The sequence below is a fragment of the Streptomyces sp. NPDC007917 genome (assembly GCF_042959105.1).
Taxonomy (GTDB): Bacteria; Actinomycetota; Actinomycetes; order Streptomycetales; family Streptomycetaceae; genus Streptomyces.
In genome coordinates, this window is the sequence record NZ_JBIBKK010000017.1 from 60,225 (window position 1) to 85,157 (window position 24,933).

General features: G+C 73.2%; 22 protein-coding genes. 8 read left to right on the forward strand and 14 right to left on the reverse strand.

Translation table 11 applies throughout. The features are described 5' to 3' along the window. Positions 1-328: 328 nt before the first annotated feature. The 6 genes from ACFZDL_RS30005 to ACFZDL_RS30030 form a co-directional block, all read right to left on the reverse strand. The gene (locus ACFZDL_RS30005; RefSeq protein ID WP_353597183.1) at positions 329-2,002 is read right to left on the reverse strand and encodes a hypothetical protein; all 1,674 of its coding nucleotides are present in this window, start codon (positions 2,000-2,002) and stop codon (positions 329-331) included. A gap of 189 nt (positions 2,003-2,191) precedes the next feature. Then, positions 2,192-2,989, reverse strand: a complete 798-nt coding sequence (locus tag ACFZDL_RS30010; RefSeq protein WP_353597184.1) for a type III pantothenate kinase — start codon at positions 2,987-2,989, stop codon at positions 2,192-2,194. 2 nt (positions 2,990-2,991) lie between these two features. Beyond that, positions 2,992-4,050 (reverse strand): carboxylating nicotinate-nucleotide diphosphorylase, encoded by a 1,059-nt coding sequence (gene nadC / locus ACFZDL_RS30015; RefSeq protein WP_353597185.1) that lies wholly within the window; start codon positions 4,048-4,050, stop codon positions 2,992-2,994. Next, positions 4,047-5,813 carry an L-aspartate oxidase gene (locus tag ACFZDL_RS30020; RefSeq protein ID WP_353597186.1) on the reverse strand — a complete coding sequence of 589 codons (1,767 nt, stop codon included), beginning with the start codon at positions 5,811-5,813 and terminating at the stop codon, positions 4,047-4,049. Before ACFZDL_RS30020 ends, nadC begins: the two co-directional genes overlap by 4 nt. Next, complete coding sequence (gene panC, locus ACFZDL_RS30025; RefSeq protein WP_353597187.1) at positions 5,813-6,769, reverse strand: pantoate--beta-alanine ligase; 957 nt, start codon at positions 6,767-6,769, stop codon at positions 5,813-5,815. The genes ACFZDL_RS30020 and panC overlap by 1 nt, the downstream gene beginning before the upstream one ends. Next, positions 6,766-7,701 carry a DUF2520 domain-containing protein gene (locus ACFZDL_RS30030; protein WP_353597188.1) on the reverse strand — a complete coding sequence of 312 codons (936 nt, stop codon included), beginning with the start codon at positions 7,699-7,701 and terminating at the stop codon, positions 6,766-6,768. The genes panC and ACFZDL_RS30030 overlap by 4 nt, the downstream gene beginning before the upstream one ends. 147 nt (positions 7,702-7,848) lie before the next feature. Here ACFZDL_RS30030 and ACFZDL_RS30035 point away from each other — a divergent pair, with 147 nt between their 5' ends. Continuing rightward, positions 7,849-9,024, forward strand: a complete 1,176-nt coding sequence (locus ACFZDL_RS30035; RefSeq protein ID WP_353597189.1) for a beta-eliminating lyase-related protein — start codon at positions 7,849-7,851, stop codon at positions 9,022-9,024. Here ACFZDL_RS30035 and ACFZDL_RS30040 read toward each other — a convergent pair. Then, a complete protein-coding gene (locus ACFZDL_RS30040) occupies positions 8,932-9,291 on the reverse strand; it encodes a hypothetical protein (protein WP_391192936.1) in 360 nt (119 codons plus the stop codon). The genes ACFZDL_RS30035 and ACFZDL_RS30040 overlap by 93 nt on opposite strands. 100 nt (positions 9,292-9,391) lie before the next feature. Between ACFZDL_RS30040 and ACFZDL_RS30045 the strand changes: the two genes are divergently transcribed. Continuing rightward, a complete protein-coding gene (locus tag ACFZDL_RS30045) occupies positions 9,392-10,480 on the forward strand; it encodes a DUF5937 family protein (RefSeq protein ID WP_353590453.1) in 1,089 nt (362 codons plus the stop codon). Between the two features lie 9 nt (positions 10,481-10,489). Here ACFZDL_RS30045 and ACFZDL_RS30050 read toward each other — a convergent pair whose 3' ends face one another. Continuing rightward, entirely contained in the window at positions 10,490-11,188 is a 699-nt protein-coding gene (locus ACFZDL_RS30050; protein ID WP_353590452.1) for a response regulator transcription factor, read from the reverse strand. 139 nt (positions 11,189-11,327) lie between these two features. Beyond that, positions 11,328-12,542 carry a sensor histidine kinase gene (locus tag ACFZDL_RS30055; protein WP_353590451.1) on the reverse strand — a complete coding sequence of 405 codons (1,215 nt, stop codon included), beginning with the start codon at positions 12,540-12,542 and terminating at the stop codon, positions 11,328-11,330. Positions 12,543-12,651: 109 nt separating this feature from the next. Between ACFZDL_RS30055 and ACFZDL_RS30060 the strand changes: the two genes are divergently transcribed. Then, positions 12,652-13,857, forward strand: coding sequence for an SAM-dependent methyltransferase (locus ACFZDL_RS30060; RefSeq protein WP_353590450.1), 1,206 nt, complete (start codon positions 12,652-12,654; stop codon positions 13,855-13,857). A gap of 63 nt (positions 13,858-13,920) precedes the next feature. Continuing rightward, on the forward strand, positions 13,921-15,063 hold the full coding sequence (locus ACFZDL_RS30065) for an NADH-quinone oxidoreductase subunit D (protein ID WP_353590449.1): 1,143 nt from the start codon (positions 13,921-13,923) through the stop codon (positions 15,061-15,063). Positions 15,064-15,092: 29 nt separating this feature from the next. Here ACFZDL_RS30065 and ACFZDL_RS30070 read toward each other — a convergent pair whose 3' ends face one another. The 4 genes from ACFZDL_RS30070 to ACFZDL_RS30085 form a co-directional block, all read right to left on the reverse strand. Continuing rightward, a complete protein-coding gene (locus ACFZDL_RS30070) occupies positions 15,093-16,076 on the reverse strand; it encodes a hypothetical protein (protein ID WP_353590448.1) in 984 nt (327 codons plus the stop codon). Positions 16,077-16,405: 329 nt separating this feature from the next. Continuing rightward, complete coding sequence (locus tag ACFZDL_RS30075) at positions 16,406-17,341, reverse strand: ABC transporter substrate-binding protein (protein ID WP_353590447.1); 936 nt, start codon at positions 17,339-17,341, stop codon at positions 16,406-16,408. 88 nt (positions 17,342-17,429) lie between these two features. Continuing rightward, entirely contained in the window at positions 17,430-18,170 is a 741-nt protein-coding gene (locus tag ACFZDL_RS30080; RefSeq protein WP_353590446.1) for an ABC transporter permease subunit, read from the reverse strand. Continuing rightward, on the reverse strand, positions 18,170-18,934 hold the full coding sequence (locus tag ACFZDL_RS30085; RefSeq protein WP_353590445.1) for an ABC transporter permease: 765 nt from the start codon (positions 18,932-18,934) through the stop codon (positions 18,170-18,172). The genes ACFZDL_RS30080 and ACFZDL_RS30085 overlap by 1 nt, the downstream gene beginning before the upstream one ends. Positions 18,935-19,055: 121 nt before the next feature. Between ACFZDL_RS30085 and ACFZDL_RS30090 the strand changes: the two genes are divergently transcribed. Further along, complete coding sequence (locus ACFZDL_RS30090) at positions 19,056-20,228, forward strand: betaine/proline/choline family ABC transporter ATP-binding protein (RefSeq protein WP_353590443.1); 1,173 nt, start codon at positions 19,056-19,058, stop codon at positions 20,226-20,228. A gap of 42 nt (positions 20,229-20,270) precedes the next feature. Here the strand turns inward: ACFZDL_RS30090 and ACFZDL_RS30095 are convergent, their stop codons facing one another. Further along, the gene (locus ACFZDL_RS30095; RefSeq protein WP_353590442.1) at positions 20,271-21,404 is read right to left on the reverse strand and encodes an alpha/beta hydrolase-fold protein; all 1,134 of its coding nucleotides are present in this window, start codon (positions 21,402-21,404) and stop codon (positions 20,271-20,273) included. A gap of 137 nt (positions 21,405-21,541) precedes the next feature. On the opposite strand from ACFZDL_RS30095, the gene ACFZDL_RS30100 reads away from it, so the two are divergent. The 3 genes from ACFZDL_RS30100 to ACFZDL_RS30110 are packed head-to-tail and all read left to right on the forward strand — an operon-like array spanning position 21,542 to position 24,805. After that, entirely contained in the window at positions 21,542-23,377 is a 1,836-nt protein-coding gene (locus tag ACFZDL_RS30100) for a phosphatidylglycerol lysyltransferase domain-containing protein (RefSeq protein ID WP_353590441.1), read from the forward strand. A gap of 49 nt (positions 23,378-23,426) precedes the next feature. After that, positions 23,427-24,302, forward strand: a complete 876-nt coding sequence (gene folP, locus ACFZDL_RS30105) for a dihydropteroate synthase (RefSeq protein ID WP_353590440.1) — start codon at positions 23,427-23,429, stop codon at positions 24,300-24,302. After that, the gene (locus ACFZDL_RS30110; protein WP_353590439.1) at positions 24,299-24,805 is read left to right on the forward strand and encodes a nuclear transport factor 2 family protein; all 507 of its coding nucleotides are present in this window, start codon (positions 24,299-24,301) and stop codon (positions 24,803-24,805) included. Before folP ends, ACFZDL_RS30110 begins: the two co-directional genes overlap by 4 nt. Positions 24,806-24,933: the final 128 nt, after the last annotated feature.

Here is a 24,933-nt window from a genome sequence, read left to right on the forward strand (position 1 = left end):
TCCGGTGCGTTACGGAAAGGGATGGAACGCGCGGAGGGTGTGGAAGGCGCGGAGGCGCGGGATGCCGCGGCGGAGCGCGGAGGGTATGACGAGCGCGCGAAAGGCGCACAGCGGCGCGGGCGAACGCCGGCGAGTGCCTACGGCGCGCCGGAAGGCGCTGCGGGCGCCGGGGGCACGCGCGGGCAGGCGGCGTCGGCCGCGAGCAGGCGCCGGCCGGGACGCGGAAGGTGGGGGGCGCGGCGATGCCCCCGGGTGGGGCCGCTCGGTTGGGGAGCGGACCCACGGCCGGGGGCATCGAGGCGAAGAGGCGCGAGGAGGAGAGGGGGCGTCAGGCGCGGGCCGCTCGGCGGCGGCGGGTGACGACGACGGCCGCGCCGCCCAGCGCGAGCGCGGCCGCGGCGCCGCCGGCCATCAGGCTGATGCCGCCCGCGCCGGTCAGCGCCATCGTCCCGCCGGTGGAGCCGCCGTCGGAGGAGTCGCCGCCCGTGGCGCCGTCGCCGGAGCCGCCGGAGCCGGACGCGCCGCCGTCCTGGGAGCCGGAGGCCGAGCCGGACCCGGAACCGCTGGTCGAGCCGGACGTGTTGTCGTCGTCGCCGGTGGAGGGCCCGTCGGAACCGCCGGCGCCGCCGGATGCGCCCTTGAAGGTGATCTTCGCGGTGTCGTTGCCCGAGTTCGGGTCATGGGTGCTGAAGCCCGCCGGGCCGGGGACCAGCTTGACGGTGCCGGTGGCGTTCTTGTCGGCATCCTTGGCGATCTTCACGCCGAGGCCGTACGTCTGGCCCTCGCCGGGAAGCTCGGTCGAGGCCTCGGGGCACAGATAGCGGCGGTGGCCCGGCTCGAACTTCTTGGTCTCGGTCGCGCTCACATACGTCAGGCACTCGCCGGTGGTGTCCTGGTCCGGCTCTTCGTCGATGCGGTTGGTGAGCCCGGTGACGCCCTCGGGCAGGGTGATGTCGGCGTACAGGATGGGCCGGCCGTCCTTGCGGTACGCGGCGGCCGGGCCGTCGTTGGTCAGCCCGAACCTCAGCCCGCCCGTGGTGCCGTTGTCGTCCTCGGGGTCGATGGCGCCGCCGACGGCACGGAAGTCGGCGTGGTTGTCCGTGCGGAGGGAGACGCTGCTCTTGCCACCGGTCTCGAAGTCGCCGCCGGAGGTGGTGGTGAAGGCGAGCGGGGACCCGGTGCCGGGGGTGCCGTTGGGGTTCTCGGCGCTGCCCGCCGGGACGGCCTGGACCTCGTAGTCGATCCAGGGGGCCAGGGCGGCCTTGGTGACCTTGACGGTCAGCGGGGTGCTGAGCTTCGCGGACTGGCCCGGTTCGATGGCGGTGTCGATGGAGCAGTAGACGCGCGCGGACTCGTCCCATTCGGAGCTGAAGCGGCAGTTCTTCGGCTTCGAGGTGAATTCGACGCCGGGCACGCTGGTCAGCTGGATGTCGACGCGCTCGGCCGGCAGGTCCCCGGTGTTGCGCACCGCCAGGGGCAGGTCCACCGTGGCGCCGGTCTTGAGGCCGTCGCGGTCGGGCAGCTTGCCCACGACCAGCCGGGGCGAGCCGACGACGACCTTGGAGGAGCCCTTGTCCCCGGTGGCGCCGTCGGCCGTCACCTCGTAGGTGATGGTGCCGGAGGCGCCGGGCTTGGCGTCGGAGTCGGCGGTGAGGGTGAACGGCTCCCAGGGGCCGTGGAGGTTGCCGTTGTCGAGGCAGGTGACGACGGCGCCGGAGGCGGTGCACTGCTCGTTCTTCGCCTTGATCGCCGCGACGCCCTCGAGGCCGCTCGCGTCGATGACCAGCTTGGCGTTCTTGGGGAGGGGGAATTCGGCCCCGCCGTCGGCGAACGAATAACTCACGTGCGGGGCGACGGCGCCTTGGCCGTCGGCGGCCGACGGCAGGGCGATCTGCCCGGGAGCGGTGATCTCGGCCCAGGGCTGGGTCGGCTCGTCCTCCGCGTATGCGGCGGGCACGCCGACGGCCGTCCCGAGCGCGAGCACCGCCCCGGCGGCCGCCACGTGAATCGTTTTCCCCTTATGCCACATGCGTCCCATGCCCATCTCGCGTGACCCGACTACGTCCGCTCGCAAGACAGTTCAGCTGACCGGATGGTTGCCCTCCGGTGAACGGAAAGTTCCGGTCAGGAGGCAGGAGGCAGGAGGCAGGGGGCGGGAGAGGGTAAGGGGGTGACGGGGGATGAGGCGGGGTCAGCCCCGCGAGACGTTGCGCTCGTACACCAGACGCAGGCCGATCAGGGTCAGCCACGGCTCGTGCTCGTCGATGACCGAGGACTCGCCCAGCACCATGGGGGCCAGGCCCCCGGTGGCGATGACCGTCACTTCCTCGGGGTCGTCGGCCAGTTCGCGCGCCATCCGCCGGACCACGCCGTCGACCTGGCCGGCGAACCCGTACAGGATGCCCGCCTGCATCGCCTCGACGGTGTTCTTGCCGATGACGCTGCGCGGCCGGGCCAGCTCGATCTTGCGCAGCTGCGCGCCGCGCACACCGAGCGCCTCGACCGAGATCTCGATGCCCGGCGCGATCACCCCGCCCACGTACTCGCCGCGCGCGCTGACCGCGTCGAAGGTCGTCGCCGTGCCGAAGTCGACGACCACGCAGGGGCCCTCGTACAGCTCGACGGCCGCCAGGGCGTTGATGATCCGGTCGGCGCCGACCTCCTTCGGGTTGTCCATCAGGATCGGCACCCCGGTCTTCACGCCCGGCTCGACCAGGACGGAGGGCACGTCCCCGTAGTAGCGGCGGGTCACCTCGCGCAGCTCGTGCAGGACGGAGGGGACGGTGGAGCAGATCGAGATGCCCTCGATGCCGTCGCCCAGCTCCTCGCCGAGCAGCGGGTGCATGCCCATCAGCCCCTGCAGGATGACGGCCAGCTCGTCGGCGGTGCGGCGGGCGTCCGTGGAGATCCGCCAGTGTTCGACGATCTCGTCGCCGTCGAACAGGCCCAGCACGGTGTGGGTGTTTCCCACATCGATCGTCAGCAGCATCGTCAGTTCGCCTCGGCCCCGCCCTCGGCCTCTTCTCCGGCCTCGCGCAGGTCCAGGCCGATGTCGAGGATCGGGGAGGAGTGGGTGAGCGCGCCGACCGCGAGATAGTCGACGCCCGTCTCGCCGTACGCCCGCGCGTCTGCGAGCGTGAGGCGGCCCGAGGACTCCAGGGTGGCGCGGCCCGCGACCAGCTCGACGGCCTGCCGGGTCTGCTCCAGGGTGAAGTTGTCGAGCAGGATCAGGTCCGCGCCCGCGTCGAGCACCGGCGGGATCTGGTCCAGGGTGTCGACCTCCACCTCCACGTCCACGTCCGGGAACTCGGCGCGCACGGCCTTGAAGGCCTGCGCCACGCCGCCCGCCGCGACCACGTGGTTGTCCTTGACCAGGGCCGCGTCCGACAGCGACATACGGTGGTTGACGCCACCGCCGCAGCGCACCGCGTACTTCTCCAGCACGCGCAGCCCCGGGGTGGTCTTGCGGGTGTCGCGGACCTTCGCCCCGGTGCCCTCCAGGGCGTCCGCCCAGGCGCGGGTCGCGGTGGCGATACCGGACAGCCGGCACAGCAGGTTGAGCGCGCTGCGCTCGGCGGTGAGCAGATCGCGGGTGCGGGTGCGGACCGAGAGCAGCTTCTGCCCGGCGGCGACCCGGTCGCCGTCCTCGACATGCCGCTCGACCTCGAACTCGTCGGTGCAGACGATGGACAGCACCGCCTCGGCGACGCGCAGCCCGGCGACGGTGCCCGCCTCGCGGGCGGTGAAGTCGCCGGTGGCCATGGCGTCCTCGGGGATGGTGGCCACGGTCGTCACGTCCACGCCGTGGTCGAGGTCCTCCTCGATCGCCATGTGCGCGATGTCCTCGACCTTGACGGGGTCGAGCCCGGCGTCGGCCAGGAGCTGGGCGAGGTCGGGGTCCAGGCCGCACTCCATCGGGTCGAGGTCGTACGCCTCGTCGTCGGCGCCACAGCCGCACGCGTCACCGCAGCCGGGGCCCCCGCCGGGGAGGCCGATCTGCAGCAGCGGGAGGGCCACGGGCTGTGGGCGGTCGTCGGGGGTGCTGCTCACGGGTGGGACTCCGTCTTCGTTCGGGGGGTGGTGAGTGGGGGGAATGCGTCGGACCCGGGGAGGGCCCCGGTCGCCGGGAACGCCTCCGAGTCCGTCGTACGGACGTCCAGCGTGTCGTCGGGGCGCAGGGTGACCAGCAGGTGCCGGCGCCAGGCCGGGTCGTCCCGGTCGGGGCGGTCCTCGCGCCAGTGGCAGCCGCGGGTCTCCTCGCGGCGGAGGGCGGCGGCCACCAGGACGCGGGCCACGAGGAGGAGGTTGGTCGCCTCCCAGGTGTCGACCCCCGGCTCGGCGGTCTTGCCGTCGCGGCGCAGCTCCTCGGCGGCCTCGCCGTGGACCTGCTCCAGCTGGGCGGCGGCGCGGGCCAGGCTCTCGGCGGACCGGAGCACCCCGGCCCCGGCGGTCATGATCCGCTGGATGGTGTACCGGGCCTCGGGCGGCAGCAGCGGCCCCTCGCCGGTGGCGGCCTCAGGGGCTTGCCGCGCCTGGGAGGCCGGGGCGGAGGTGATGTCCTCGGCGATGCGCTCCGCGAAGACCAGGCCCTCCAGGAGGGAGTTGGACGCGAGCCGGTTCGCGCCGTGGACGCCGGTGCAGGCGACCTCGCCGCACGCGTACAGCCCGGGGACCGTGGTGCGGCCGCTCAGGTCGGTGCGTACGCCGCCGCTCGCGTGATGCGCGGCGGGCGCCACCGGGATGGGCTCGGTGAGGGGGTCGATGCCGTGGGCGCGGCAGGCGGCGAGGATGGTGGGGAAGCGGTGCTCCCACATCCGCGCGCCGAAGTGGCGGGCGTCCAGGTACATGTGCTCGGCGCCCTGCTCGAGCATGCGCCGCAGGATGCCCTTGGCCACGATGTCACGGGGCGCGAGCTCGGCCAGCTCGTGCTGCCCCCGCATGAAGCGGACGCCGTCGGCGTCGACGAGATACGCGCCCTCGCCCCGTACCGCCTCCGAGACCAGCGGCTGCTGCCCCTCCGCCTCCGGGCCGAGCCACAGCACCGTGGGGTGGAACTGCACGAACTCCAGGTCGGAGACCTCCGCCCCGGCGCGCAGCGCGAGGGCCACGCCGTCGCCGGTGGAGACGGCGGGGTTGGTGGTGGCGGAGAACACCTGCCCGATGCCGCCGGTCGCGAGGACGACCGCGCCCGCGCGCACCGCGCCGACGCCGTCCCGCTGGCCCTCGCCCATGACGTGCAGGGTGACGCCCGCCGCGCGGCCGGAGGCGTCCTTGAGCAGGTCGAGCACCAGCGCGTTCTCAACGGTCTCGATGCCGGCCGCGCGCACCGCCTCCACCAGGGCCCGTGAGACCTCCGCGCCCGTCGCGTCGCCGCCCGCGTGCACGATGCGGCGGCGGTGGTGGCCGCCCTCGCGGCCCAACAGGATCTCGCCGGTCTCGTCGTCGGCGTCGAACCGGGCTCCGGTGCCGATCAGGCGGCGCACGGCGTCGGGGCCCTCGGTGACCAGGGTGCGCACGGCCGTCTCGTCGCAGAGCCCGGCGCCGGCGACCAGGGTGTCGTCGAGGTGCTGCTCGGGGGTGTCGCCCTCGCCGAGGGCGGCCGCTATGCCGCCCTGGGCCCAGCGCGTGGAGCCGTCGTCGAGACGGGCCTTGGTGACGACGGTGACCTTCGCCCCGGCGGCGGCGCAGCGCAGCGCGACGGTCAGGCCGGCGACGCCGGAGCCGACGACCACGACGTCGGCCTCGATGGCCCAGCCGGGGGCCGGGGCACGCAGGGCCACGCCGACGGCTGCCGGCTTCTTCTCTTGGATCATCACGCGGCTCCGAACCACAGGCGGACGTTGTCTATCAGGCGCGTGGTGCCGACCTTGGCGGCGACGGCGAGGACGGCCTCGCCGGTGTGGTCGTCGGGGACCTCGGTGAAGTCCGAGGGGTCGACGAGCGCCAGATAGTCGAGGGCGAGGGGTGGCCGGAGGGAGGCCGCCTCGTCGAGCACCGCGCGCGCGGCGGAGCGGACCGCCTGGGGGCCGCTGTGCTCCGCCGCCGCGTCCCGCCCCGCGTCACGGCCCGTGTCACGGCCCGCGTCACGGCCCGCGAACAGCGCGCGGGACAGGGCCAGGGCGGTGCCCCGCTCCTGCGGCGACAGGTAGCGGTTACGGCTGGAGAGCGCGAGGCCGTCGTCCTCCCTGACCGTCGGAACGCCGACGATCTCGACGGGGAAGTCCAGGTCGAGCACCATGCGGCGGATCACGGCCAGCTGCTGGGCGTCCTTCTCGCCGAAGAAGGCGATGTCCGGGCGGGTGAGGTGGAGCAGCTTGGCCACGACCGTGAGCACCCCGTCGAAGTGCCCGGGCCGCGAGGCGCCCTCGTACCGCTCCCCCATGGGGCCCGCGGCCATCCGCACCCACGGCTCACCGCCCCGGTACACCTCCTCGACCGGCGGGGCGAAGACGATGTCGGCGCCCGCGGCGGCCGCGACCTCGAGGTCGGCGTCGAGCGTGCGCGGATAGCGGTCCAGGTCCTCGCCCACGCCGAACTGCAGGGGGTTGACGAAGACCGTGACCGTCACCACGCCCTTGGCCCCGACCCGGGCGCGCGCCGCGCGTATGAGGGAGGCGTGTCCTTCGTGGAGCGCGCCCATGGTCATGACGACGGCGGCGCGCCCCGGGGTGGCGAACTGCGCCAGGGCGGCGTCGAAGTCGGCGCGGCTGGTGAAAAGCTCCACGTCCGGCTCGCCGGGGGCGGCCTTGTGCCACAGCCTGGGGCTCATGATCCCGCCCCTCCCCGGCCGGGGACGTCGGAGACGTCCGAGAGGACGCCCAGCAGGTCCTCGGCCAGCTCGGGCTTGAGCAGCCCGGCGGCGAGCGCGCGGTCCGCGGTCGTACGGGCCATGGCGAGGTAGCCGGGGACCGCCTGGGGCGCGTGGTGGTGCAGCTCGGCGACATGGGCGGCGACGGTGCCGGCGTCGCCGCGCGCGACCGGGCCGGTCAGCGCGGCGTCGCCGCTGCGCAGCGCGTTGTCCAGGGCGGCGCCCAGCAGCGGGCCGAGCATCCGGTCGGGGGTCCCGACCCCGGCGGCGCGCAGCAGGTCCATGGCCTGGGCGACCAGGGTGACCAGGTGGTTGGAGCCGATGGCGAGCGCGGCGTGGTAGAGCGGCCGGGCCTCCTCGGCGATCCACTCGGGCTCGCCGCCCATCTCGATGACCAGCGCCTCGGCCGCCATCCGCAGCTCTTCGGGGGCGGTGACCCCGAAGGAGCAGCCCGCGAGCCGCTGGACGTCGACGGGGGTGCCGGTGAAGGTCATGACGGGGTGCAGCGCGAGCGGCAGCGCCCCGGCGCGCAGGGCGGGGTCGAGCACGGAGGTGCCGTACCGCCCGGAGGTGTGCACGAGCAGCTGCCCGGGGCGCACCGCACCGGTCTCGGCGAGGCCGCTGACCAGGTCCGGCAGCGCGTCGTCGGGGACGGTCAGCAGGACCAGCTCGGCCCGCGCCAGCACTTCGGCGGGCGGGACGACCGGGACCTCGGGGAGCAGGGCGGCGGCCCGGCGCACGGAGGCGTCGGAGACGCCGGACGCGGCGACGGGGCGGTGCCCGGCGAGCCGCAGCGAGGCGGCGAGGGCGGGGCCGACGCGACCGGCGCCGACGACCCCGACGGTGAGCCGGGCAGGGCGGTCCTGCGGCTCGGGAAGTGGTTGAGCGTTCACTCGACGACGGCCTTCCGTTCCAGTCCTCATGGGGTACCGGACGATTCCCCGCCATGCTACGCGAGTGCTTCCAGATGCTCCGGTCCTGTCCCCAGGGCTGTGGAAACCCTGTGGTCCGGCTGAGCGCGGGTACGCCATGATCGGCCCATGGCAGACGCAGCGGAACGGTCCGAGGGGCCGCAAGACGCCCGGGCCCGCAGGCTCGCGGCGTGGCGCGGCTCGACGCGGAAGCTGACCGACCTCGCGGTCGGGGACCGGATCGGCGAGCGGCTGGCCCGGCTGACGGCCGACGCGGCCGGGGTGTACGACCTGGACGACTGGGTGGACTTCTACGGGGACGGGGTCGTTGAGGAGCTGGAGCGGCGGGTCGCCGATCTGCTCGGCATGGAGGCCGCGGCCTTCTTCCCCACCGGCACCATGGCCCAGCAGATCGCGCTGCGCTGCTGGGCGGGGCGCACCGGCAATCCGGCCGTCGCCGTGCATCCGCTCTCGCATCTGGAGGTGCATGAGCGCGACGCCTATCTGACGGTGAGCGGGCTGCGCGCGGTGCGGCCGACGAGCGAGCCGCGGCTGCCCACGGCCGACGAGGTCCGGGAGCTGGACGAGCCCTTCGGGACGCTCGCCCTGGAGCTGCCGCTGCGCGACGCGGGCTTTGTGCTGCCCACCTGGGACGAGCTGACCGCCGTGGTGGAGGCCGCGCGGGAGCGCGAGGCGGTGGTCCACTTCGACGGGGCGAGGCTGTGGGAGTGCACCGCGCACTTCGGGCGTGAGCTGTCGGAGATCGCCGCCCTCGCGGACTCGGTGTACGTGTCGTTCTACAAGTCGCTGGACGGCATTTCGGGGGCCGCGCTGGCCGGGCCCGCGGCGCTGGTGGAGGAGGCGAAGGCGTGGCGGCACCGGTACGGCGGGCAGCTGTTCCAGCAGTGGCCCGCGGCGCTGGCCGCGCTGGCCGGACTGGACCGCGAGCTGCCCCGGCTGCCGTCGTACGTGGCGCACGCCCAGGTCGTGGCGCGGGCGCTGGACGAGGCGTTCACGGCCGCCGGGGTGGCCTGGTTGCGGGTGCATCCGCACCGGCCGCACACCCATCGGTTCCAGGTGTGGCTGCCGTATCCGGCCGGTGACCTGGACGAGGCGGGGCTGCGGCTGGCGGAGGAGACGAGGACGACGCTGTTCGGCCGGTGGTGGGAGCCGGGGCCGCCGGGCCTGGCCATGACCGAGGTGACGGTCGCCTCATCCGCACTGGAGTGGACGGCCGACGACGTCGCGGCCGCGGTCACCGCCTTCCTGGAGCGGATTCCGCGGGGCGGCCGGGCGGTCGGCTGAGGCTGCGGCCGGGCGGTCGGCTGAGGCGGCCGCCGCCTCGCCCGGCGCCGGGCGGCGGGGGCGGGCGAAGAGGGCGGCCAGCCGGGCGCGTACGGCCCGCCGGGCCGCCCCGCGCGCCGGGCGCTCCTCGGCCGCCGCGCGGACGTCGCGGTACCGGCTCAGCTCGCGGAGGGTGCGCCAGTCGCCGGGGCGGGGCGCGGGCGGGGCGGGTTCGCCGCGCTGGGCGGCGCGGTACAGGTCCAGTGCGTACTGCTCGGTGAGGGTCATGGCACGAGGCTGCGCCCGCCCCCGGCCGCCGGTCGCCTCGATTGACGATCGCGGTCAAACGACGCCGGAGGCCGTCGGCGCGGACGGCACCATGGGAGCCATGGTCAGCGTCATCGACATCACCGGGCTGCCGCCCGAGCGCATCGTCTTCAGCCCCTCCCCGCTCGCCGAGCTGGGCGCCGCGCTGCACGTGCTGTCCGAGCCCGGCCACCACCCGGGGCTGCACGGCTGGGCCACCGCCACGGCCACGGGCCTCAAGTGCGACCTCGCCGACCGGCTCTGCGAGGCGGACTTCCTGTGGCGCTCCTCCCGCTCCGACCTGCTGCTGCCCGCCGAGCCCGGGGAGACGCTCGCGGAGCAGCTGGACGCGCTGGACCGGATCGACGACGAGACGTTCGTGGCCGCCGCCTTCGAGGTCGCCTGCTCCTCGTACGGGCAGCCCGTGCCGTCGCCGCTGGTCGACGCGGGCGAGCGGGCGCGGGCGCGGGAGATGGCGGCGGCCCGTGGGCCGAAGCAGGCCGCGTTCGTCGACCGGATGCTGGAGGACCCGGACGGGCTGCGGATCTGGCTGCGCCGTCTGCTGGAGGACTGCGACCGGGCGTTCTTCGCGGACACCTGGCGGCGGGTGCGCATCCAGCTGGCCGCCGACGCCCGCCACAAGGGGGAGCTGCTGCGGCGCAAGGGGCTCGACGAGGCGCTGGCGGCGGCCTCGGCCGCGCTGTCCGTGCAGCCGGGCGAGGGCGGTGCACGGCGCATCCTCGTGGACAAGCTCGCCGGGGGCGAGACGACGGCCGCCGGCCGGGGGGTCACGTTCATCCCGACCGCCTTCGGCTGGCCGCATCTGCTCGTGGTGTACGCGCCCGGCCGGCGCCCGGTGGTCCAGTACCCGGTCGCGGCCCCGGAGCTGCCGCCGCCCGCCGCGCTGGAGCTGGTCCAGCGCCGGATGGACGCGCTGGCCCACCCGATGCGGATGCGCCTGTGCCGCTCCCTGGCCCGCGGCCCGCACACCACCGGCGAGCTGGCCGACGGGTGCGGCATCACCCCGCCGGAGGTCTCCCGCCACATCGCCGTCATGAAGAAAGCGGGGCTGCTGACCACCCGCCGCCGCGGCCGGTACGTCCTGCATCAGCTGGAGCTGTCGGCGGTGGCGCGGCTGGGCAGCGACTTCCTGGAGAGCGTGTTGAGATAGCGGACGCGGTTACGGCCGGGAGCCGCCGCCCGGGCCCTGGGCGCGCACCAGCCCCGACTCGTACGCCATCACCACCACCTGCACCCGGTCGCGCAGCTCCAGCTTGGTGAGGATGCGGCCCACATGCGTCTTGACGGTCGCCTCGGAGAGCACCAGGCGCGCCGCTATCTCGCCGTTCGACAGCCCCTGCGCGACCAGCAGCATGACCTCGCGCTCGCGGTCGGTCAGCCGCTCCAGCTCCGGGTGGGCCGATCCGCCGGGCCCGCCGCCGGCCGTGCCCGGCAGCAGCGGCGCGAAGCGGTCCAGCAGCCGGCGGGTGGTGCTGGGGGCGACGACCGCGTCGCCGCTGTGCACGGCGCGGATGGCGGCGAGCAGTTCACCGGGCGGCACGTCCTTGAGCATGAAGCCGCCCGCTCCGGCCTTGAGCGCCGAGAAGGCGTACTCGTCGAGGTCGAAGGTGGTCAGGATGAGCACCTTGGGCGCGCCTTCCAGGGCGCAGATGCGGCGGGTTGCCTCCACCCCGTCGAGCCTGGGCATCCGGACGTCCATGAGGACGACGTCCACCTCGGCGGTGCGCAGCACCTCCAGGGCCTCCGCGCCGTCGCCCGCCTCGGCGACGACCTCCATGTCGGGCTGGGCCGCGAGCACCATCCGGAAGCCGGTGCGCAGCAGCGCTTGGTCGTCGACGAGCATGACGCGGATCGGCATCCGGTCGGGTCCCTTCCCTCAGCCCCTCAGTGAGCGTTCCCTCAGCGAGCGGGTCACGGTGTGCGTGGTGACACTACTGATCGGAGCTGACCGGCCGCGCGTCCGGTCAGTGCGGCAGGCCAGTGCGGCAGGCCGTCGCTCAGCCGGCCGGCTTGAGCGGCAGCAGCGCGCTGATGCGGAAGCCGCCGCCCGGCCGCGGGCCCGCGTCGAGGGTGCCGCCCACCATGCCGACCCGCTCCCGCATCCCGATCAGACCGTGCCCCTGGCCGTCCGCGCCGCCGTCCTCGTACATCTCCTGCCGCGCGCCCCGCCCGTCGTCCTCGACGAGGAGGCCGAGCCCGTCGTCGAAGTAGGTCAGGCGCACGCTGGCGCCGACGTCCGGGCCGCCGTGCTTACGGGTGTTGGTGAGCGCTTCCTGCACGATGCGGTAGGCGGTCAGCTCGACGCCGCTGGGCAGCGGGCGCGGACTGCCGACGATCTTGAAGTCCACCGGCAGCCCGGCGCCGCGCACCTGCTCCACGAGGTCGTCTATCTGCTCCACATCCGGCTGCGGGACGTAGTCGCTGTCGTCGCTCGGCGCCCCCGAGCGCAGCACGCCCAGCAGCCGCCGCATCTCGGCGAGCGCCTGACGGCCGGTGCCGGAGATCGTCTCCAGGGCCTGCCGGGCCTGGTCGGGGGCGGCGTCCATGACGTACGCGGCGCCGTCGGCCTGGACCACCATCACCGACACGTTGTGCGCGACGACGTCGTGCAGCTCGCGCGCGATCCGCGCCCGCTCGGCGGCGACCGCCACCTTGGCCTGCGCCTCGCGCTCCTTCTCCAGGCGCGCGGCGCGCTCCTCCAGCTGGGCGTAGTAGGCGCGGCGGGTGCGGATGGAGTCGCCGAGCACCCAGGCCAGGACGAACGGGATGGTCATGAAGACCGTGGCGATGGCGGCGCCCCACCACGTCCGTTCTGCCGACCCCGGGTGGTCCGGGCCGGGCCAGCGGAGGGTGGCGATGATCGGCGCGGCCAGGGCCGCGACCAGAGCGAAGCGGGACGCCCAGCGCTTCCCCTCGGCCGCCACGGTGTAGACGACGACCAGCATCGCGAAGTCGGCGGGATTCTGGTCGACGTTCAGCGCGACCTGGGCCACCCCGCACGCGGTGACGAGGATCAGCATCTTCTCGGGTGCGCGGCGGCGCAGCGCGACGGCGGCGCACAGCGCGAGGACGATGGGCACGGCCGCGGCGCGCGGCACCTCGTGCATATGCGCCTTGACGATCCACAGGAGCGAGAAGCCGAAGAGGAGGACGGCCCAGAAGCTGTCCACCCCTGTCGGGTGCCTGCGGAGGAAATCGTAGAGGCGCTGCACGTCACCCAGCGTAGGCATGGCGGATACGTCCGGGGGTCAGCCGGACGGGCGATCCGTGAGCCGCCGCCCTACGACCCAAGGTGGATACCGCTCCGCTTAGCGTAGGCGTGTGGCGAGCGAGACACGGGAATGGCTGGGGTGGCGTGACGCCGCCGAATACGCCCTCTACGGACCGGAAGGGTTCTTCCGGCGTACGGAAGGACCGGCCGGGCATTTCCGTACATCCGTGCATGCCTCGCCCCGGTACGCGGCGGCGGTCGCCGAGCTGCTGACGCGGGTGGACCGGGCGCTCGGCCACCCGGACGAGCTGGCCTTGGTGGACATGGGCGCGGGGCGGGGAGAGCTGCTGACCGGCGTGCTGGCGTGCGCGGCGGAGATCCCAGGGTGGGTGGGCGGGAAGCAGGGCGGACGGCTGGGTGGGAAGCAGGGCGAGCGGCTGGGCGGGGAGCGGGATGGGCCGCTGGACGGGTCGCTGGTTGAGCGGCTGCGCCCGTACGCCGTGGAGCGCGCGCCGCGCCCGCCCGGCCTCGACCCGCGGATCACCTGGCTCGGGGACCTCGGTGAGCTGCCGCACGACGGCCGCGGCGGGCTCGACGGGCTTCTCTTCGCCAACGAATGGCTCGACAACGTCCCCGTCGACGTGGTGGAGACCGACGCGGACGGCGCCTGGCGCCAGGTCCTGGTCGCCCCCGAGGACGGCGCCGAACGGCTGGGCGGGCCGGTGGGCGGCGCGGACGCGGACTGGCTGGCGCGCTGGTGGCCGTCGGCGCGGGACTCGGCGGACGAGCCGGGGCTGCGGGCGGAGGTCGGCCGGCCGCGGGACGAGGCGTGGGCAGAGGCGGTGCGCACCCTGCGGTCGGGGCTCGCGGTCGCCGTGGACTACGCGCACGAACGCGGGGCGCGGCCCCCGTTCGGGACGCTGACCGGCTTCCGTGAGGGGCGTGAGGTGCGGCCCGTGCCCGACGGCTCCTGCGATCTGACCTCCCATGTGGCGATCGACGCGTGCGCGGCGGCGGGCGCGGCGGCACTGCGGGGAGCGGCGGACTCCTCACCCCCGGACCCCTCGCTCACCCCCGTCACCCTCCCCCAGCGCGCCGCGCTGCGCGCCCTGGGCGTCGAGGGGCGGCGGCCGCCGCTGGCGCTGGCCACCGACGACCCGGCGGCGTACGTACGCGCGCTGAGCGGGGCGGGCGAGGCGGCGGAGCTGCTGGACCCGGCGGGGCTCGGGGGCTTCACCTGGCTGCTGCAGCCGACGGTCGCGGCGTGTGGCGGGCTGCTGGGGCCGGGGCAGGCCGATCCGGGCCAGGGCGCGTAGCGCCTCCGTTGAGGGTGGTGGGCGACGGGTGGGCCGAGGAACGGCGGCTGAGAGACTGGGCTCATGACGGAGACGACAGTCGGCATCGGCGGTGCCGCCGAGAGCACGGACATGGTGCTCAACATCGGCCCGCAGCACCCGTCCACCCACGGCGTGCTGCGGCTGCGCCTCGTCCTGGACGGGGAGCGCATCCAGAGCGCCGAGCCGGTGATCGGGTATATGCACCGCGGCGCGGAGAAGCTGTTCGAGGCGCGCGACTACCGCCAGATCATCATGCTCGCCAACCGCCACGACTGGCTCTCCGCCTTCTCCAACGAGCTGGGCGTCGTCCTCGCCGTCGAGCGGATGCTCGGCATGGAGGTGCCCGAGCGCGCCGTGTGGACGCGCACCCTGCTGGCCGAGCTGAACCGGGTGCTGAACCACCTGATGTTCCTGGGGTCCTACCCCCTGGAGCTGGGCGGCATCACCCCGATCTTCTACGCGTTCCGCGAGCGCGAGGACCTGCAGCACGTCATGGAGGAGGTCTCCGGCGGCCGGATGCACTACATGTTCAACCGGGTCGGCGGCCTCAAGGAGGACCTGCCGGCGGGCTGGCTCGGCCGGGCCCGCCAGGCGGTGGCCGAGGTCCGCTCGCGCATGGACGTGTACGACCAGCTGGTGCTCGGCAACGAGATCTTCCGGGGGCGCACCCGCGGGGTGGGCGCGCTGGCGCGCGAGACGGTGCACGCCTACGGGGTCAGCGGACCCATCGCCCGCGCCTCGGGCGTCGACTTCGACCTGCGGCGCGACGAGCCGTACCTGGCGTACGGGGAGCTGCGGGAGACCTTGAAGGTCGTCGTCCGCGAGGAGGGCGACTGCCTGGCGCGCTTCGAGTGCCTGCTGGAGCAGACCCACAACTCCCTGGACCTCGCGGACGCCTGTCTGGACCGGATCGCGGAGCTCCCGCCGGGGCCGATCAACCAGCGGCTGCCCAAGGTGCTCAAGGCGCCCGAGGGCCACACCTACGCCTGGACCGAGAACCCGCTCGGCCTCAACGGCTACTACCTCGTCTCGAAGGGCGAGAAGACGCCGTACCGGCTGAAGCTGCGGTCGGCGTCGTACAACAACATCCAGGCGCTGACCGAGCTGCTGCCGGGCACGCTGGTCGCCGACATGGTGGCCATTCTCGGCTCGCTCTTCTTCGTCGTCGGCGACATCGACAAATAATCGACGAGTAACCGGCGGGTACGGCGGTCCTACGAGATCGCGCTGCGCAGCTCGGGCATCTCGATGTGCTCGGTCTCGTCGTGCTCGGTCAGGTCGATGACCTCGCCCACGGCGCCCTTCCCGGCCTCCGCCAGCGTCTCCGCGCCGATCACGTCGGCAAGGTCCTCGTCCGACGCCTCGGGGCGCCCGGCGGGCCGGGTGCTCTCGGCGGGCTCGGGCGCATCGGCGGTGGGCTCGACGGGCTCCGGCTGCCGCTTCGCGGGCTGCTTCTTCTGCGTGCCGAAGTAGTCGAAGCCGCCCTCCGCGCGGGAGGCGGCCCGGCGCGCCGCGGCGTAGGGCACCACGGCGGAGGCGGCCGTACGGGCGTGGGGCCGCTGGTCCTCTGCCGCACGGTCCGCTATCGCACGGTCGTCTGCCGTACGGTCGTCTGCCGTACGCTCGCCGCTCGAGCCTTCCGCGCCCTCCGAGCCCTCCGAGCGCTCGCCCTCCGCCCGCTCGCCCTGCTCGCGCTCCTCGCGCTGCCTGCGCGCATTGCGCACCAGATGACGCAGCGCCTCATCGGCCCGCGCGTACGCCTCGGCGGTCGGGGCACCGGCCACGGGGGCCTCGGAGGCCGGGGCCTCCAGGGCCGGCGGCTCGGGCTCCAGCTCCTTGGCCGGGTCCGGGGCCGGGGCCGCGGCCTCCAGCGCCAGCCGGCGGCGGACCTCCAGGGCCCTGGCCCGCTCCGTCTCGGCCGTGGCGTAGCGGCGCAGCAGCGAGGCGTGCTCGTTGCGCAGCCGGGCCAGTTCGGCCCGCTTGGCGCGCAGCTTGGTGTTGAGCGCGGTCTGCAGCTCGGCGGCCTTCTCGGCGCCCGCTTCGAGTTCGGCGATCCGGTCCTCGTACTTGAGCTCCTGCCGCGCGCTCTCGCTCGCGACCTCGGCGACCCGCCGCCCGGCGGAGCGGTCCCAATTGCGCATGAGGACGGCGCCGACGACCGCGGCGGCTGCCGCGGTCGCCGCGAGACCACGGATCACGACCGTATCGCCGACCAGCCAGGCACCGGAGGCGCACGCTATTGACGCGGCTGCGACCGACAAAGGGGGAAGTAGCCTGTGCAGAGGTGGGGATTGGCGGTGGCGTCCTCGTGGCATGGGCCGAAACTTACCGTGCGGGCGGCTCCCATGGGGCCCCGCCCCGCCAAATTCCGCGCCCGATCCGCCTTCGTTCCGCCGTCGATCCGCCGTCGATCCGCCATGGGTCCGCCGTGGAACCGCCGCGCATCCGCCGCCGATAGCCACGCGAAGTGCGGGCCGGTCCCAGTAATACCCATCCCGGCCCGGCACTTCACCAGCCCTTCACGGAACTAGCCCTTCACCAGTCCCTTCTCCTTCAGGTAGTCCTCGGCGACGTCGGACGCCTTGAGCCGCTCGGCATCCACCTTCTTGTTGAGTTCGGTGAGATCAGCGGTGGTCAGCACCTTGTTGAGCTTGTTGAGCGCGTTCGCGATCTTCTTCGAGCCCGCGGACTTCGCATTCACGACGGGCAGGACGTTATCGGCGTTCTGCAGGTTCTTGTCGTCCTCCAGCAGGACGAGTCCGAACTGGCCGAGGGTGGCGTCCGTGGACGTGGTCAGCACCATCTGGTCCTTGCCGTCCTTGACCGCCTGCTTGGCCTGGACGCTGCCGACATCCAGCGCGTCGATGCCGGTGATGTCTATCCCGTACGTCTTCTCCAGACCGGGCTGACAGAAGGGGCGCTTGGGGCATTCGTCGCCCGCCGCCAACTTGATCTTCTGCTTGGACTTTCCGAGGTCGGAGAGTGTCTTGAGGTTGTGCTCCGAAGCGAAGTCCTTGCGCACCGCGAAGGCGTTCTGATCGACGGCCTCGCCGGGCTCGAGCACCTTCAGTCCACGGGGCTCGGCGAGTTCCCGGAGCACCTTCACGGTGGCGTCGACCTCGGAGGAGGCGACGGTCTTGGCATTCGGCCCGTTCTTCTTCTTATTCAGATATTCGGCCATCGTGGCCGCGTACTCCGGCACGACATCGATCTCGCCCTTCTCCAGAGCCGGTGCGTACAGTTCGCGGGTATCCAGGGTCTTGATCGACGTCTTATAGCCGGCGTCCTCCAGCAGCCCCACGTACAGCGCCGCCAGGATCTTCGACTCGGTGAAGGTCGCGGATCCGACCACCACCGAGTCCTCGCTCTCCTTCTCCAGGCTGTCGCCACCGCACGCGGTGAGGCCGGCCGCCAGCGCCGTGACAGTCGCGGCCGCCCCGGCCACGCGGAAGATCTTGCTCATTGGGATTCCCCGTCCATAGATGCCATGCGATGTCATGAGACGTCACGGATATTCGGCGCGCCCACATCGCCGTGGACCGCGCCACTGTTCACGCGCCCGTTATGGCCGGCGTCTTCGGCGCCTGGTCAGCGGGCGGGCGCCGCTCCGCGGCCGCGGGCCGTACGCGCCTGCGGCGCATCGGGTCCAGCAGCCACTGCAGGGCGACGAACACGCCCTCGACCACCAGCGCGAGAGCCGCGACGACCACCGCCCCGGCCACCACCTGGGGGGTGTCGGTGTTCCGGAAGCCCGCCGTGATGATCCGGCCGAGCCCGCCGCCGCCGGGCAGCGCCGCGAGCGTCGCGGTCGCCACCACCTGCACGGCGGCCGAGCGCACCCCGGTCATGATCAGCGGGAAGGCGAGCGGCAGCTCCACCCTGGCCACCAGCTGACCGCCGGTCATCCCCATGCCGCGGGCCGCCTCGACGACCTCGCGGTCCGCCTCGCGCATCCCCACATAGGCGTTGGTGAGCAGCGGCGGGATGGCGAACAGCACCAGCGCGACGATCGTGGGCCAGTCGCCGTGCGTCCCCAGCGGGCTGAGCAGCAGCAGGACCAGGACCGCGAAGGTGGGCACCGCGCGGCCCGCGTTGGAGATGTTGACCGCGAGGGCGCCGCCCTTGCCGATGTGGCCGAGCACGACGGCGACCGGCAGGGCGATCGCGCACGAGATCGCCAGACAGACGAAGGTGAGGTAGAGGTGCTGGCCGAGCCGGTGCCAGACGCCGTCGGTGCCCGACCAGTGCGATCCGGTGTTCAGCCATGTCCAGGCCTCGCCGATGACCCCCATCAGGCCGCCCCCACCTTCTGCCGTGCGCTGTCCTGCTCCCGCTCGCCCTCGCGCTCTTGCTCCCGCGCCCTCTTCCGCGCCTTCCGGCCCTTCTTCGTTCCTCCCCGCGCCCACGGCGTGAGCAGCCGCTGCAGGAGGAGCAGCAGCACATCCGCCGTGACCGCCAAGGCCACGCACAGCACCGACGCGGTGAGCACCTGGGCCTTGAAGAAGCTGCGCATGCCTTCATAAATCAGGTTGCCGAGGCCGCCGTAGCCGATGATCGCGCCGACCGTGGTGAGCGAGACGGTGGAGACCGTGGTGATCCGCAGACCCGCCATCAGCGCGGGCAGCGCGAGCGGCAGCTCCACGCCGAACAGCAGCCGCAGCGGGCCGTACCCCATGCCGCGGGCCGCCTCACGGGCCTCCTCGGGCACCGAGGCGAGCCCGGCCATGATGTTGCGCACCAGGATCGTCAGCGAATACAGCACCAGGCCGGTGATCACCACCGCGGCCGAGACCCCGAAGAAGGGCAGCAGCAGCGAGAACATCGCCAGCGAGGGCACCGTATAGAGGATGGTGGTCAGCCCCAGCACCGGGCCCGCCACGGACCGCCATCGGCGGGCCAGCAGCGCCAGTGGAAAAGCGACCACGAAACCGATGGCGACCGACGCCACCGTGATCCACACATGCTGGACCGTCGCGTCCGTCAGCTCCTGACTGCGCGTACGTACATATTCTCCGCAGATCCAGTCATTGCTGATCAGGCAGCTCTGCCCGGCCACTCGGTCACCTCCCCGTCGTCTCCGGTGACCTGGCGACCCTAACCCCGGGCACCGACAATCTCGTCGGCTCGCCACACAACAGCAACAATTCAAACCCGGAATGCGACCACAATGGGGAGCCATGATCCGCTTCGAGAACGTCACCAAGCGCTACGCCGACGGCACGACGGCCGTGGACGATCTGTCCTTCGAGGTCACGGAGGGCGAGCTGGTCACGCTCGTCGGACCCTCGGGCTGCGGCAAGACCACCACCATGAAGATGGTCAACCGGCTCATCGAGCCGACCTCGGGCCGGATCTTCCTGGACGGTGAGGACATCGCCGAGGTCGACCCGGTGAAGCTGCGCCGCCGCATCGGCTATGTCATCCAGCAGGTCGGCCTGTTCCCGCACAAGACCGTGCTGGAGAACACCGCGACCGTTCCGGCGCTGCTGGGCTGGCAGCGCAAGAAGGGCCGGGACCGCGCCGCCGAACTCCTCGACCTGGTGGGCCTCGACCCGTCCGTCTACGGCGACCGCTACCCCGACCAGCTCTCCGGCGGCCAGCGCCAGCGGGTCGGGGTGGCCCGGGCGCTGGCCGCCGACCCGCCGGTGCTGCTGATGGACGAGCCGTTCGGGGCCGTGGACCCGGTGGTCCGCGAGCATCTGCAGACCGAGTTCCTGCGGCTGCAGTCGCAGGTCCGCAAGACGGTGCTGCTGGTGACCCACGACATCGAGGAGGCGGTCCGGCTCGGCGACCGCATCGCGGTGTACGGGGCGGGGCGGATCGAGCAGTTCGACACGCCCGCGTCGGTGCTGGGCGCGCCCGCCACGCCGTACGTCGCGGACTTCGTCGGCGCGGACCGCGGCCTGAAGCGGCTGTCCGTCACCCCCATCGAGCCGGGCGACCTCGAACAGCCCCCGGTGGTCCACCTCGACGACCCGCTGGCCAAGGCCGCCGCCCGGCTGTCGGCCGACGGGGCGCGCTGGGCCGTCGTGCTGGACGACGCGGACCGGCTGCACGGCTGGATCCCGGCGGACACGGCGGAGAAGGTGGGCAAGGAGGCGGGCGGAGGGACCGTACGGGACCACGCCCGCCGCATGGAGGCGTGGCTGCCGGTCGGCTCCTCGCTCAAGCAGGCGTTCAGCACCATGCTGCAGCACGACGCGGGCTGGATAGCGGTCCTCGACGACGACCGCTTCCTCGGCGTGCTCACCCCCGCCCGCCTCCACGAGGCGCTGCGCCGCTCGATCGACGCCGACGCGGGCGGCATCGCCCGGGCGGAGGTGGAACTGCAGACGGTCGCCGACGCGTGAGCGCGCGCGGCTCGAGGGTCACAGCGGCTCAGCGGCCGCCGTTCAGCGGTCGCTGAGGCGGCCGCCCAGCCACGCCAGCGCGGCGGGCACCTCGCGCCTCCAGGTGTTGAAGTTGTGACCGCCGGTCTTCAGGATGATGGAGGAGATCCTGGTGGGCTCGCCCCGGCGGTTGACCTCCTTGACCTTCTCGATGAACTTCACGGTGTCCTTGTAGTTCTTCTCACCGTGCTCGCTGCTGGAGACCAGGAGGGACACCGGCGGCGCGGGCTGGTGGTTCAGCCGCCACATCAGGTCGTTCTCCTGCTCCAGCCGCTTGCTGCCGCCGAACAGATCGCCGGTGGTCGCGTCGATCGGGGCCTTGTACGAGGGGGAGAGACCGGCCGCGGCGGAGAAGGCCTCGGGGTGGCGCATGGCCATCTTCAACGCGCAGTAGCCGCCGGTGGAATTCCCGATGACGCCCCAGCTACGGGCGTGCTCGCCGACCCGGTAGTGGCCGGCCACGGCGGCCGGCACGTCCTTGGTGAAGAACGTCTCGGTCTGCGGGCCGCCCGGCACGTCCATGCACTCGGTGTCGCGCGGCGGGGCGACGGTCGGACGCAGCATCACCAGGACCATCGGCTGCATCCTGCCGTGTCTGACCAGCCTGTGGGCGTTCTGAGGGTATTTCAGGCCGTTGATCAGCGCCTCGGTGGTGCCCGGGTACCCGGTCAGCACCAGCGCGGCGGGGAAGTCGCGCCGGGCGTAGTCCGGCTGGAAGTACTCCGGCGGCAGATAGACGTACGCCGGGCTGGCCAGCCCGGAGAGCGGCCCCTTGATGGTGACCTTCTCGATCCGCCCGGCGACGGCCGGCGAGGAACCGCCGGGCACGTTCACCCTCCGGACGTCGGTGACCTGCACCCGGGTGGAGCCCGGGGCGTCGTGGTTGACCACCACGCCCGGTGTGGTCTCGGTGCCGAACAGGTCCGACCAGGAGCCGTAGAAGCCGAACGACTGGTTGGCGAACAGCCCGAGCGCGGCGAACAGCGACACCTGCGTGACCAGGAGCATGCCGATCCGGCCGAGGACCGGGGCGATTCCTCGTCGGGCGAGCCTGGGCCAGAGCCAGATCGTGGCGCCGAACAGCAGCACCGACGCGACGACTGACACCATCACGACGTTGTTGCTCGTAAGACCCATCACTATCTTTCTGCCGGGCGGCCGGCTCCCCCGTGCCGCGATGGAACCCCGCCCCGTCAAACGCCGTCTTGGTGGGCGCGAAATGTCCAGATACTGCGTCAGAGACGGATCTCTAGACCGGAGCGACGGGAAAGCGAATGTCTGACAGTCAAGATGCCGAAAAGTCCGGAAGGGTTGCTTCCCGGGTACGGGGGCTGCCGCGCGGACCCCGGCCGGAGGCTGTACCGACCGCCGTGGGCACCGCCTGCATGCTGATCGGACTGCTGAACATCGTCTTTCCGCGCCTCCGCTACAGCAAGGTGCACGCCCTCGCCGATGTACTGCCGGGCGCGGTGAGCTCGCTGGCCGCCGCCGCGTCCATCGTGGTCGGACTGCTGCTGCTCATGCTGGCCCACGGGCTGAAGCGGCGTAAGCGGCGCGCCTGGGTCGCCGCCGTGGGGCTGCTGCCCGTCGGCGCCGCCGCCCAGCTGCTGTACCGGCACTCCATATGCGGGGCGGTTCTCTCGCTGGTGCTCCTGGGCGTCATGATCCGCTACCGGAAGGAGTTCGCGGCGCTGCCGGATCCGCGCAGCCGCTGGATGGCGCTGGCCAACTTCGTGGTGCTGGGCGCGGTGAGCGTCGGGCTCGGGCTGCTGATCGTACGATCGCACCCCGACGACGTGGTGGGACGGCCGTCGTTCCAGGAGCAGCTGGAGCATGTGCTGTGGGGGCTGTTCGGCTTCGAGGGGCCGGTCGGCTACCGGGACGGCGCCGACTACACCGTCGGCTACTCGCTCGGCGCGCTCGGCCTGCTGACCGTCGCGACCACCGCCTACCTCGCCTTCCGTCCCGAGCACCCCGCCGCCCGGCTGACCCCCGCGGACGAGGAGCGGCTGCGCGATCTGCTCGCCGCGCACGGGCGCCGCGACTCGCTGGGCCACTTCGCGCTCCGCCGCGACAAGGGCGTGGTCTTCTCGCCGAGCGGCAAGGCCGCGGTCTGCTACCGGGTCGTCTCCGGGGTGATGCTCGCCAGCGGCGACCCGGTCGGCGACGTGGAGGCCTGGCCGGGCGCCATCGCCCGCTTCATGGAGGAGGCGCGGGCCCACTCCTGGACCCCGGCGGTCATGGGGTGCAGCGAGACCGGGGGCGAGGTGTGGACCCGGGAGACCGGCCTCGACGCGCTGGAGCTCGGCGACGAGGCGATCGTGGACGTGGCGGACTTCACCCTGTCCGGGCGCGCCATGCGCAACGTCCGCCAGATGGTCAAGCGCATCGAGCGGGCCGGGTACGAGACCCGGGTACGGCGCGCCCGCGATCTGAGCGAGGACGAGCTGGAGGCCATCCGGCAGGCCGCCGCGGACTGGCGGGGCACCGACACCGAGCGGGGCTTCTCCATGGCGCTGGGCCGGATCGGCGACCCGGCGGACGGGGACTCGGTCATCGCCACCGCCCACAAGGCGCCCGAGGAGGGCGCCGAGCCCGGCCCGTACGGGGACCTCAAGGCCGTGCTGCACTTCGTGCCGTGGGGCCGGGACGGCATGTCGCTGGACCTCATGCGCCGGGACCGCAGCGCCGACCCGGGCATGAACGAACTGCTCATCGTCGCCTCCCTCCAGGCCGCCGAGGGGCTCGGGGTCACCCGGGTGTCGCTGAACTTCGCGATGTTCCGCTCCGCGCTGGCGCGCGGCGAGAAGCTGGGCGCCGGGCCGGTGCTGCGGGGCTGGCGGGGGCTGCTGGTGTTCCTGTCGCGCTGGTTCCAGATCGAGTCGCTGTACAAGTTCAACGCCAAGTTCCAGCCGCGCTGGGAGCCGCGGTTCGTGGTCTTCCGCAACACCCGCGACCTGCCGCGCATCGGCCTGGCGGCGATGCAGGCCGAGGGCTTCGTCTCGCTCGCCCTGCCCCGGCTGCTGCGCCGCGGGCGGCGCGCCGAGCCGAGGCCCTGCGCCCATCAGGTCGCGGCCGCCGCGCGCGGCGGCCTCGAACAGGCCGCGTGACCCGCCCGGCGGGCGGGGCAGGCGGCCGAGGTACGCCTAGGCTGGGGTCATGAGGACGTTGCGTGAACGGCGGCGGGTGGCCGGACTGCCGGAGTGGGGCCGGTGCGCGGTGATGGGCGTGGTCAATGTCACGCCCGACTCGTTCTCCGACGGCGGCCAGTGGTTCGACACCGAGCTGGCCGTCAAACACGGCCTGGACCTGGTCGCCGCCGGGGCGGACCTGGTGGACGTCGGGGGCGAGTCGACCCGCCCGGGCGCGTCCCGCGTCGACGAGGCCGAGGAGCTGCGCCGGGTGGTCCCGGTGGTGCGCGAGCTGGCCGCCGCTGGGACGGTGGTCAGCGTGGACACCATGCGGGCATCGGTCGCCGAGCGCGCGGTCGAGGCCGGGGCGCGGCTGGTCAACGACGTGAGCGGGGGCGGCGCCGACCCGGCGATGGTCCCGATGGTGGCCGCCGCCGGGGTGCCGTTCGTGGTGATGCACTGGCGCGGCCAGTCGATCGACATGAATAACCGCGCGGTCTACGGGGATGTGGTCTCAGAGGTCGTCGCGGAGCTGCGGGCGAGCCTGGAGCGGGCGGTGGCCGGCGGCATCGATCCGGAGCGGATCGTGATAGACCCCGGCCTCGGCTTCGCGAAGAGCGCCGATCACGACCTGGCGCTCGTCGCCCGGCTCGGCGCGCTGCGGGAGCTGGGGCGGCCGCTGCTGGTGGCGGCCTCGCGGAAGCGGTTCCTGGGGCGCGTACTGGCCGGAGACGGCGGCAGCCCGCCCCCCGCCCGCGAGCGGGACGCGGCGACAGCGGCGGTCTCGGCGATCGCGGCGCGGGAGGGCGCGTGGGCGGTGCGGGTGCACGAGGTGCGCGCGAGCGCCGACGCGGTGCGCGTGGCCCGGGCGATCGAAGCGGCGGACACGGCGGGAGCGGTGTGACTTCCCTGACGGACAGCGAGCGGGTGGCACTGGCCAACACCGCGCTGTACGAAGCCATGGAGCAGGGCGACCACGGGGCGATGGCGCGGCTGTGGCTCGACGCCCCGGACACCGAGGTCTCCTGTGTGCACCCGGGCTGGCCGGTGCTGCGCGGGCGCGGCGAAGTGCTCCGCTCCTATGCGCTGATCATGGCGAACACCGACTACATCCAGTTCTTCCTGACGGATGTGGAGGTGTCGATCATGTCCGACACCGCGATGGTGACCTGCACGGAGAACATTCTCAGCGGCGCCCCGGCGGAGGAGGAGGGCCAGCTCGGCCCGCTGGTGGGGCAGCTGGTGGTGGCCACGAACGTGTTCCGGCGGACCGAGGACGGCTGGAAGGTGTGGGCGCACCACGGGTCGCCGGTGCTGGCGGAGCAGAACGACGCGGCCGGCGCCGCGGCGGAGGCCGGGGGCCCTGACGACAACCCGGACGACAACCCGGACGGACTTCTGTCCTGAGTCGAACCGGGCGTGAGATCTGCGCCATGGGCGGGTAGGGGGAAGTGGCGCGGGGGCTCCGGGAGCGCGCGCCACGGACCCCCGTGGGCGAGTCCTGTCCGTGCTCGCAGGTAGATTCGAAGGAGGTG